This is a genomic window from uncultured Dialister sp. (assembly GCF_900541605.1).
Lineage (GTDB): Bacteria > Bacillota > Negativicutes > Veillonellales > Dialisteraceae > Dialister.
The window spans coordinates 1-9,851 of record NZ_UQKJ01000072.1 but is presented as its reverse complement, the minus strand read 5'-3'; the positions used below and the strand labels follow the sequence as shown (position 1 = coordinate 9,851).

The following is a 9,851-nucleotide window of genomic DNA, read 5'->3' as shown; positions in this document are numbered from 1 at the left end:
CCTATGGGGTCCGAACTACACTTTTAATTGTGTCCTTGACAAGGGGGCCAGTTCATTTGAATTCCCACCACTCCTGGCTCCTGACCCGGTCCACCTACTTTTTTATTCGCCTCCGCCGAAGACGCTCGCTGCTCCATATGCCCCTTTCATGGGGTATAATAAAGAAAAGAACCATCTTTTCGGAGGAATGAATGACCTATCTATATAAAATCATGGCGGCGGGACTGCTGCTGTTCCTGTCTCTCTGCGGGGAGGCGGAGGATATTTCTACGGTAACCGTGGAAAAGGACGGGAAAGTGGTGGAAACGGCGGCCCTCCCTGCTCCGACAGCCGGGGAAGGGTGGATACCGAAGAAGGTGAAACGGCAGTCTTCCCTGCAGGAAGAAAATCCGGACATCCGGAGCGCCCTCATTTCTTACTTTGCCGATTCCACCATGGATAGCAGCGACATGTCCTATACCTGCAGCCTCGTGGACCTGGATGGCGATGGAAAGGAAGAAGCCCTGGTCCTCCTTTCCGGGCCGGATACCGATAAGGATGGCAGTCCCATGCTCCTGATCCTCCGGCCCTCGGAGGAAGGATGGATGGTGGGCCAGGAAATCATGGGCTTCCCGGGGACACTGTTTATCCCGGAAAGAGGAAAGAAAGCGGGGGCCGGTCTTCTTCCGATTTACTTTGGAACCATCGATGAAAACGGCCAGGGGGCGGTCCGGAAGCTGGTGCCGGCAGATGGTCTCTACCCGCCTGTGGCAAACGGGGAAACAGCCGATATCACCAGCAAAGCCTATAAGAAAATGAAAGGCACCGCTTATTTCTGCGGAGAAAATAAGAAGAAAGAAACGGTGAAATGGTTTTCGTTGGGAGAAAGGTAATTGGGGTAAAGGAATGGCTGTCTTATTTTCGTAATTCGGAGATTAATTAGGAATGAGGAATTAGGAATGGTGGTACGGCGCACAAATTATATAGCGCCGTAAATTTTAGATATATACCCTCAATCTGAGAGACAGTACATATGCACTATTAGTCGGAAATTAAAAATAATGGCGGTGTAAATCCTTACCTGTGCAGGTCCATGAATTTGATGAGAAAAATAAATATTTTGCGGCGCTTTCTATTTTACTGCGCCGCACCACCATTCCTCATTCCTCATTCCTCATTCCTCATTCCTCATTCCTTATTCCTGATTTTCCTCACCGTTTCCCCATCATTCATTCAGGAGGTTTTTCTATGGAATCTAAACTGGTATTGTACGATAACTATAAAAAAGCCAATGGCAGCTTTACCTGGTACCTGGAGGACCGGGAAGTGTTCAATACATTTGCCTTTAAAAATCTCTGCGAAAGTATCCGGCGCCTTTCAGAGACGGCGCCGGGAAATCGAGAGGTGCTCCTGCAGATCCACGGGGTCTGGTGCAGCATCGTGAAGTGCCTTGTATACCGGACGAATAATGATAAGCTTTCCATGATTGCCAGCCTGCCTCCGGACAAAAACTTTCTGGATGACCTGGACAGGGCAGTCTCCACCTATCTCATGACCTGCGGGGAATAGGGGATGAAGGGATTTCTTCTTTATTTCTTCCTCATAAACGTCCTGGCCTTTGCCATCTTCGGGCTGGATAAGTGGAAAGCCATTCATGGGCGTTGGCGGATCTCCGAGAAGACCCTTCTTCTTTCCGCCCTGGCCGGCGGTTTCCTGGGGGCCTTCCTCGGCATGCATTACTTCCATCATAAAACGAGACATAAGAAATTCGTTTACGGTGTGCCGGTCATAGGGACTCTGGAAATCGCTGCTTCCCTTTTCGCGATTCTGGTATGGTGAAGACGGGAAAGTGAGTAAGAGGGGACTCTCCATAATGCATATACATAATGCATATACGCCAATGGTTACCTTGCATACTTTTTTCACTGAATTGTTTAATAAACATAAGAAATTATGCTATAATAAAGACAAAAGGATAAGATTCAGGAGTAGGCCATCCTGACTGTGTGATTGAAGTTTCTGTGAAGTATTTGGATTTGCAGAAACTTTTATTTTCCCACGGGGAGAGGGACAAATGGGAAGGACATCTTCCATGGGCAAGCAGGAAGGACCTGGTACTGAAGAAAAGGAGGAGAGTATGGCGGACAAAGATAAATTTCGTGGCGCCCTGTACGGCAGTGCCTGTGGGGATGCATTGGGGTATCCGCTGCAGAATTTCTCCGTAGGTCGTATTCAGCACAGATTTGGACCTTTTGGACTCAGAACGCTGGTACGGGATTCCAAGAATGGAAAAAAAGCACCCATTTCTGATGATACACAGATGATACTGGCTACGATTGATGGAATTCTGTGGGCTGATGCCAAAAAGTTGGATCTGGTCGATGGGATTTACCGGGGCTATATGCGCTGGTACTACAGCCAGACCGGGGAGGAACCCCGGCGGGGACAGCGGACCTGGATGAGACGGCAGCCCCATGAGAGGGAATTCTGCCTGTTACGGGAAAAGTTCATGCATGCCCGGAGAAATCCGGAAGAAGGACTGCTGGGTGCCTTTTCTAAGGACAGCCGGGGATCCACCAAGGTCAAAGTCAATGACAGTAAGGGCAGCGCGGCCCTGGCAAGAGCTATTCCCCTGGGGCTCCTCTTCGCAGGAGACAGCAAAATGGCTTTTGATGAAGCCGTAAAGGCGGCGGCCCTGTCCCATTCGAATCCGGTGGCCTATTACGCTGCCGGCGGCCTGGCAGCCATCATTGCCTGCCTCGCCTATGGTCTGACCCTTCCGAAGGCACTGGAACGGGCGGAGACACTCTTGGGAAAAATGCATAAGACCGACCCCATCCTCTCCCTCCTGGGAGCGGCGGAGGAACAGGCCAATAACCATCCCGCCGGAAAGACGGGAACCTGGGACCACATCGACAGTATTTCTTCCCTGGGCAGCGGCCATTCCGCAGAAGAGGCCCTGGCCATCGCCGTATACTGCGCCCTGGCTGTGGATGATCCCCTGGATGCGCTCATCGTATCCGCCAACCATGCCGGAAAGAGTACCACCACCAGTGCCATCACCGGAGCCATTGAAGGCGTCCGCTTCGGCACGTCTTTCATGCCGGAATACTGGGCGGATATTCTGGAAGGGAATGGCGTCATTTCCTTCATGGCCGATAAGCTTTTCTATGTGTACAATAAGTACCATCCCCAGAGAGTGGTGAAATAAGAAGAACCCCGAGAGAGTGATCTCTTCGGGGTTTTTCATACGATATGGGGAGGATTCCATTCATCTGAATGGGGCTAAAGGTGGTGGGTCGGGCGCCGCTTCGCTGGTCCGACCGGGTTGTGGGTGCTTCGCACCAGGGGCATAAGGTGCATCAGCCGCTGCCGACGGCGTTGGTGTGGCTAAGTGCGTGCGAACGGGCGGGGCTTTGAGCCTTAAGCGGACCAGCCTGCGGCGCTGGGGTGGCCGGGGGCGTCCGAATGGGCTCAGTGCTGTGCTACTGCCTTAAACTGTGTGTTCAATGGCTGTCATACGGAAATTATCTCTTTTCCCCTTGCTATTTTCATTCTTCCGATCTATGATCGGATCACCTTTTACGAGGATAGGAATGAAATGGCAGGGGGTGAAATTGTGAACAGGGAAATAATCGGCCAATTTATCCGATGGGCCATGGGAAGAGATGCAACCGTATTTTTTCAGGACGATGGACTTGGAAAAATCCATATTTCTATTCCATATGTAACAGCCGGAGGGAATGTGATTTCCATTGAACCTGGACCATTTGCTTTGGGTAGGGGAATGGGAAAAACCATGAGGAAAGTAGTGCAGAGCCTGGTACAATGGACTGCCAGTTTTAACTCCAATGACTATATGGTAAAAAAGCTGCGGGAAACAGGAACGGCCATGGATGTACGGGAACTTCTGGAAGACATGGACAGGGCAATGGAAGATCTGGAGCAATCGGTATGGAAGATGAACCATCTTATGGAGGCTCTCGTCCATGGACTGGATCTGATATACGGTGGACAGGGGCGGCATCCGGAGTCCGATGGCCTGATTCACGTGGTCAGTCATAAGCGGGCCCATCAGTTTCTTGAAGCCTGGCTCTGGTGGGAGGAATATCGTATAATGAGCTGCCCTGTTGGACAGGCTCCCCTTGCGACTCGGCTGCTTTTCAGAAATAAAGAGGATAGGACCTGGGGCGCCATGGATAACCGGCAGGGAGAGTGCTGGGTGGAGTCATTTTCCTCTCCCTGGGATGCGTTGGATTACCTTTTTGATAAAAGCCCTGATGAAATACAGGGACTCTGTGAGAAGGACTGAATGTTTTGGGAGAGTATATGCGGTATACGGTGATTGTTGAAGAAACGGTTTCTCATGAATTTCCTGTGGAAGCACAGAGCGCTTTTGAAGCAGAAGAAAGGGTACGGAAACTGTACAGGGAAGGAAAAGTCGTATTGGAGCCGGGGAACCTGGAAGAGGTCCGATTCCTGGTGCTTTCGGAAGACGCCTGCGGTCCAGCGGCATCGGTTTGACAGGGAGTCCCCTCCTTATATAATGAAAAGGAAGGAGGATTTCCTATGGATACCCATCTTGATTTATCTTTGGCCGCTTCCTATACCAGCCATTCCCAGATCGCCCGGGTGGTGACCGAGGGCTGGGTGGCGGAGAATATGTATTGTCCCCGCTGCGGCTGCAGCCACCTTACCCACCTGACGGCAAACCGTCCGGTGGCTGATTTTGCCTGTCCCCACTGCGGTGAAATATTTGAATCCAAGGCGAAGCAGGGACCCTTTGGAAGAAAAATTGCTGATGGGGCCTATGATACCATGATTCGAAGAATCCATGAGTCCGATAATCCCGATTTTCTTTTCATGTCCTATGACCTGGCGGCAGAACGGGTTCTGGGATTTCTGGTGGTGCCGAAGCACTTTTTCGTGGATTCTCTCATAGAGAAGAGAAAGCCCCTCGGAGCCGATGCCAGAAGGGCAGGCTGGACGGGGTGCAGTATCCTCCTGGACGAAGTGCCGTCCTATGGGAAAATTGAAATTATCCATGGAAGCCGGATTGCGGATAAGGAAGACGTATGCCGCTGCTACAGGAAGACCGATTTTCTCGCTGCCATGAAGCTCTCTTCCCGGGGCTGGCTGCTCGATGTTTTCCGGTGTATAGAGGATACGGGAAAAGAGGTATTTACCCTGCAGGATATGTATCGGTTTGAAGAGAGGCTGCAGATTCTCCATCCCGATAACCATACAATCCGGGCCAAGATCCGCCAGCAGCTGCAGCTCCTTCGGGACCGGGGTCTGCTGGAATTTGTGTCTCCCGGGGTATACAGGAAATGCTGAAACAGGATTGTTTTTGTCTGAGATGATTCCGTGAAAAAGACGGCGGTCCTATTGTATCTGGATTTTACGGCTCTCGACGGCATAGGGCCTTTGGGGGTGCTGGGACGGATTCCGGAAGGGAAGATTCATTATGTCTCCCTTTCCGGCGGTCCTGTGGTGAATCAGGCAGGACTTACGGTGATGACGGAGCTCTTGGACCTCAATTCCTTCGGCGGAGCTGCCAGTTGGGAAATACTACACCCCCGGCGGCGCAGCGGCGGGTATCGACAGGACGATGGGTTTTGTGGCGGATTGTTTTGGCTTGGAGACAGTCCGTACCATTGCTGAATCTATGGAGTGCCGGCGGAATGGGAATCCGACAGATGGATGGCGCTACAGCCCCTGATAACAAGGAAAGCAGTGGTTCTATGCAGAAGACCGGACAGGATTTCTTCCCTTTTCAAAGCTGCTGTAGATTTAGGGCGTCTTTCTATGGGGAAGTGTAGTGGCTTCTGACTGTATCAAAAAAATAGATACTTACTCTCAGTTAAAAAGTGTGTTATAATGCTTTAAAGACAATAAATTAGTTACCTTAGATAAATTGAACCGGGGAGAATTATGGATATTGAACTTACAAGAAAATTTCTGGATTCCTGCCATGAGGCACGGCGAATCGTGGAGCTGCTGCCCAATCTTCCGCCCCGCATAAAGCCGAGGCATGTGCGCATTATCCAGGTGGTTCATGATCTCTATGGGAAGAATAAGATTGTCCGGGTCAGCGATGTGGCGGAAGCCATGAAGGGTACCATGCCCTCCATTACGAAACTGGTGAATGAGCTCTGCGAAATGAAAGTCCTGATAAAAAAACAGAGCAGGAATGATCGGCGGGTGTATACGCTGAAGCTCACAGCTAAAGGACAGAGGTACTATAACCTCTATGTGGACCGTTTCCACAACTGGCTGACAGAGGAGATGCAGTCCATTCCCGATGAAGATGTGGAAACGGCGGTAAGGACCATTGAAAAGGTCAAGAAGATCCTGGAACAGGGACGGGAGGAATTCGGACCGCTGAAGTGACAGGTTATGGGTTACGCTAAGAGTATACAGCTGACAGCTAACCGATGGCCCCTGTCGTTGGACAGAAATGATGATGCGGGAAATCCGGCAGCGTAAGCGGTAAGCTGATAGCTGTAAGCGGCCATAGCACCAGTATCCACCAATTATTTACCTTTAGGAGGTAATCAATACATGCAGTTTGAAAGGCGTCTTGATGCAAGGCTCATATTTTCTATCGTGGCGGCGGGGATTCTTTCCTTTACCGGCGTGGTCATCGAGACAGCCATGAATGTGACCTTCCCTTCTCTTATGAAAGAGTTCTCCATTTCCACGTCCCTGGTCCAGTGGATCACCACGGGCTACCTCCTGGTGCTGGCGGTGGTGATTCCCACGTCGGGGTACCTGAAGGAGCGGTTCCCCATGAAGCGGCTGTTTCTTACGGCAGCAGGCGTATTCATTGCAGGTACCCTTTTGGGGGCCTGGTCTCCGGCGTTCCCGGTACTTCTCCTGGGGCGGCTGCTCCAAGGGGCGGGAACCGGTATCGCACTGCCGTTGATGTTTAACATTATTATGGAACAGGCACCCCTGGATAAGCTGGGAGTCATGGTGGGCAGCGGCATGCTGGTCTGTGCCCTGGCGCCGGCGGTGGGGCCTTCTATCGGCGGATATATTGTAAGCCTTTTCGGATGGCGCATGATATTCTGGGCAGTGCTTTCGCTTCTCCTGATTTCCTTTGTTATCGGCGGCCTGTCAGTGCGGCAGTCCTCGGATATCCGGAAGGAAAGCTTTGATTTCATGGGCCTCCTGTACCTGGCCGTAAGCTTCACCTGCCTTCTCCTGGGATGCACGGAACTGGGCCATGGAAAAATCACGGCCATGGGCGCCATCCTGTTTGCCGGATTCCTCCTGGCGCTGGTCCTGTTCTCCCGGCAGGAAAGACAGAGGATGGATAGCGGCAAAAGGCCGCTCCTGAATCTGAGGGTCTTCCATAATAAACCCTTCGTTTTAGGTGCACTGGGGCTGGCACTGCTCCAGTTCATCTGCCTGGCCCTGGGCTTCCTGATTCCGAATTTTTCCCAGATTGTGACGGGAGAAAATGCTTTCACTGCGGGATGTATTCTCCTCCCCGGCTGTATTCTGGGTGCTGCCTTTGCACCCCTTTCCGGGCGGATTTATGACCGGTTCGGACCAAAGCGTCCTATCCTTCTGGGCAGCATCTTTGTCATTATTTCTCTTCTTTCTTTCAACAGTACCCTGTCCATGGCTTCCACGGCAGTGCTGACGGTGTGCTATGTCTTTTTCGCGGCAGGCCAGGGCCTTTCGGTGGGCAATATCCTGACCTACAGCCTGTCGGTGCTCCCAAAGGAAATGAAAGCTGACGGCAATGCGGTGTGCAACACGGTGCAGCAGCTCTCCGGTGCCATAGGCACGGCAGCGGTGGCGGTCATCGTGGCCATGGAGCAGATGGCAAGGCCCTGGGATTTTGTGGGCGCCACGGCGTCCGGTACGGCTTTGGCATTCCTTATGGTCCTGGTCATGGGAGTCCTTCAGTTCCTGTCCATGTTCTTTTCTTTTCGGAAAAGGAAAGAACATCCGGTAGTGCAGAAGGCGAAGTAATTACTCTTTATTTCTTTTGGCGATGGAGCCTGTCATTTCGGCGGAGTTTCTATCCGGAAGCTCTCTGCCGGTGGCTCGATCTGTCAGTATGTCATACTCCTCTTTCATTCACCTTCCAAAACGTGTATAATAAACAGAGCTTTGAATTACAGAGATCATGAGTGTTTGAATCTTTTATCCCGGAGGCGGCTTTCCGGATAAGAGATTTTTTCATGTCCTGCAGTTCATGGAAGAATAGAAGCAATCAGAAAAATGGGAGGAAAGAAGAATGGAAGCAAGGGACAGTTTCAAATCCCGGCTGGGATTTATCCTGGTCAGTGCGGGATGCGCCATCGGTATCGGCAATGTATGGAAATTTCCCTACATTACCGGTGAATACGGGGGCGCTGTTTTTGTGCTGTTTTATCTCCTGTTCCTGGTGATCATGGGCATTCCCGTGGTGACCATGGAACTGGCCGTGGGCCGTGCCAGCCACAAGGGGGTATTGGAAGGGCTTAAGGCACTGGAGCCGAAGGGGACTTTCTGGCACCTTCACGGGTGGCTCTGCCTTCTGGGACCCTATGTGCTCATGATTTACTACACCTCCATTTCCGGATGGATGGTGGATTACTGCTGGCGGTTTATCACCGGCTCCTTTGACGGCATGGCGCCGTCGGAGGTGGGGAAGGTTTTCACCGGCATGGTGTCGGACCCCTGGGAACTGACCCTTTTCATGGGGCTGAACGTGCTGGTGGGATTCATTATCTGCGCCGGCGGTGTGGCGAAGAGTCTGGAAAAGGTGACGAAGGTCATGATGCTGGGGCTCCTTGGCCTCATCGTCATCCTGGCGGTGAACAGCGTCCTCCTTCCCGGCGGCGGGGAGGGGCTGAAATTCTTTCTCCTTCCCGACTGGAATCGGGCGGTAGATGCGGGCCTTGGCAATGTGGCCACCGCCGCCATGAACCAGGCCTTCTTCACCCTGTCCGTGGGCCAGGGGTCCATGGAAATCTTTGCCAGCTACATGGGGAAAGACCATGCCCTGACAGGTGAAGCCGTACGGATTACGGCGCTGGATACCTTCGTGGCCATCATGGCAGGGCTCATTATTTTCCCGGCCTGCTTTGCCTACGGTGTGGCACCGGAAGAGGGACCATCCCTTATCTTTGTGGCCCTGCCGAATATCTTCATCAATATGCCCATGGGCCGGCTCTGGGGTACCCTGTTCTTCATCTTCATGACCTTTGCTTCCTTCTCCACGGTAACCGCGGTGTTTGAAGGCATCATCGGAAATGCCATGGACGACTTCGGCTGGAGCCGGAGAAAGACGGTGGCCATTTTCCTGCCCCTGGTTTTCCTGGGCAGCCTTCCCTGCGTGCTGGGATTCAACCTGTGGCAGGACGTGCACATCATCGGAGCAAGGGGCATCCTGGACAGCGAAGACTTCATCGTGAGCTCCCTCATCCTTCCCTTTGGGTCCATCGTATTCGCCCTCTTCTGTACCTGGAAGTACGGCTGGGGTTTTAATAACTACCTGAAAGAAGTGAACACAGGAGAAGGCATGAAAATGCCCCGGTGGGTGAAGCCCTATTTCAAATATGTGCTCCCCCTCCTCATCCTGGTCATCCTTGTCCGGGGACTGATGTGATTGGTGGAAAAATGTAACAAAAGACCGCTGCCATTGGGGCAGCGGTTTTTGCTTGGAAAGAATGGAGTAAAGAGAATGGAGGCCCTGCGGCTGCGCCGCGAAAGGTTGTATGGTATTGGTTATCATACATATTGAGGATATCGGCAAGCCCGTGCCCCCTTGGAGATGGAAGTGCTTCGGCCGGGCTCTAAGGTGCTCGCTTAAGCTTAATGTGCAGGCTATGCTCGCAAATGAGCCCGGCTTGGGCATCCTCTGCAGG

12 protein-coding genes are annotated in these 9,851 nt (G+C 52.2%); 11 read left to right on the top strand and 1 reads right to left on the bottom strand.

Annotation, left to right across the window (positions count from 1 at the left end):
- Positions 1 to 191 precede the first annotated feature (191 nt).
- The 4 genes from QZR21_RS06155 (at position 192) to QZR21_RS06140 (ending at position 3,190) form a co-directional block, all read left to right on the top strand.
- The gene (locus QZR21_RS06155) at positions 192 to 872 is read left to right on the top strand and encodes a hypothetical protein (RefSeq protein WP_296099389.1); all 681 of its coding nucleotides are present in this window, start codon (positions 192 to 194) and stop codon (positions 870 to 872) included.
- Between the two features lie 355 nt (positions 873 to 1,227).
- The gene (locus QZR21_RS06150; protein WP_296099387.1) at positions 1,228 to 1,548 is read left to right on the top strand and encodes a hypothetical protein; all 321 of its coding nucleotides are present in this window, start codon (positions 1,228 to 1,230) and stop codon (positions 1,546 to 1,548) included.
- A gap of 3 nt (positions 1,549 to 1,551) precedes the next feature.
- A complete protein-coding gene (locus QZR21_RS06145; protein ID WP_296099385.1) occupies positions 1,552 to 1,818 on the top strand; it encodes a DUF1294 domain-containing protein in 267 nt (88 codons plus the stop codon).
- A 235-nt stretch (positions 1,819 to 2,053) separates the two neighbouring features.
- On the top strand, positions 2,054 to 3,190 hold the full coding sequence (locus QZR21_RS06140; RefSeq protein ID WP_296099382.1) for an ADP-ribosylglycohydrolase family protein: 1,137 nt from the start codon (positions 2,054 to 2,056) through the stop codon (positions 3,188 to 3,190).
- A gap of 282 nt (positions 3,191 to 3,472) precedes the next feature.
- On the opposite strand, the gene QZR21_RS06135 is transcribed toward QZR21_RS06140, so the two are convergent.
- The gene (locus tag QZR21_RS06135) at positions 3,473 to 3,691 is read right to left on the bottom strand and encodes a hypothetical protein (protein WP_296099380.1); all 219 of its coding nucleotides are present in this window, start codon (positions 3,689 to 3,691) and stop codon (positions 3,473 to 3,475) included.
- Between the two features lie 87 nt (positions 3,692 to 3,778).
- On the opposite strand from QZR21_RS06135, the gene QZR21_RS06130 reads away from it, so the two are divergent.
- The 7 genes from QZR21_RS06130 (at position 3,779) to QZR21_RS06100 (ending at position 9,592) form a co-directional block, all read left to right on the top strand.
- Entirely contained in the window at positions 3,779 to 4,291 is a 513-nt protein-coding gene (locus tag QZR21_RS06130; RefSeq protein ID WP_296099378.1) for a hypothetical protein, read from the top strand.
- Positions 4,292 to 4,296: 5 nt separating this feature from the next.
- On the top strand, positions 4,297 to 4,503 hold the full coding sequence (locus tag QZR21_RS06125; RefSeq protein ID WP_296099376.1) for a DpnD/PcfM family protein: 207 nt from the start codon (positions 4,297 to 4,299) through the stop codon (positions 4,501 to 4,503).
- A gap of 45 nt (positions 4,504 to 4,548) precedes the next feature.
- Entirely contained in the window at positions 4,549 to 5,316 is a 768-nt protein-coding gene (locus tag QZR21_RS06120; RefSeq protein WP_296099371.1) for a DpnI domain-containing protein, read from the top strand.
- Between the two features lie 30 nt (positions 5,317 to 5,346).
- On the top strand, positions 5,347 to 5,643 hold the full coding sequence (locus QZR21_RS06115; protein WP_296099368.1) for a hypothetical protein: 297 nt from the start codon (positions 5,347 to 5,349) through the stop codon (positions 5,641 to 5,643).
- A 270-nt stretch (positions 5,644 to 5,913) separates the two neighbouring features.
- The gene (locus tag QZR21_RS06110; protein ID WP_296974366.1) at positions 5,914 to 6,372 is read left to right on the top strand and encodes a MarR family winged helix-turn-helix transcriptional regulator; all 459 of its coding nucleotides are present in this window, start codon (positions 5,914 to 5,916) and stop codon (positions 6,370 to 6,372) included.
- A 171-nt stretch (positions 6,373 to 6,543) separates the two neighbouring features.
- Positions 6,544 to 7,968 carry an MFS transporter gene (locus tag QZR21_RS06105; protein ID WP_296974363.1) on the top strand — a complete coding sequence of 475 codons (1,425 nt, stop codon included), beginning with the start codon at positions 6,544 to 6,546 and terminating at the stop codon, positions 7,966 to 7,968.
- Between the two features lie 268 nt (positions 7,969 to 8,236).
- Positions 8,237 to 9,592, top strand: a complete 1,356-nt coding sequence (locus QZR21_RS06100) for a sodium-dependent transporter (protein WP_296099360.1) — start codon at positions 8,237 to 8,239, stop codon at positions 9,590 to 9,592.
- Positions 9,593 to 9,851: the final 259 nt, after the last annotated feature.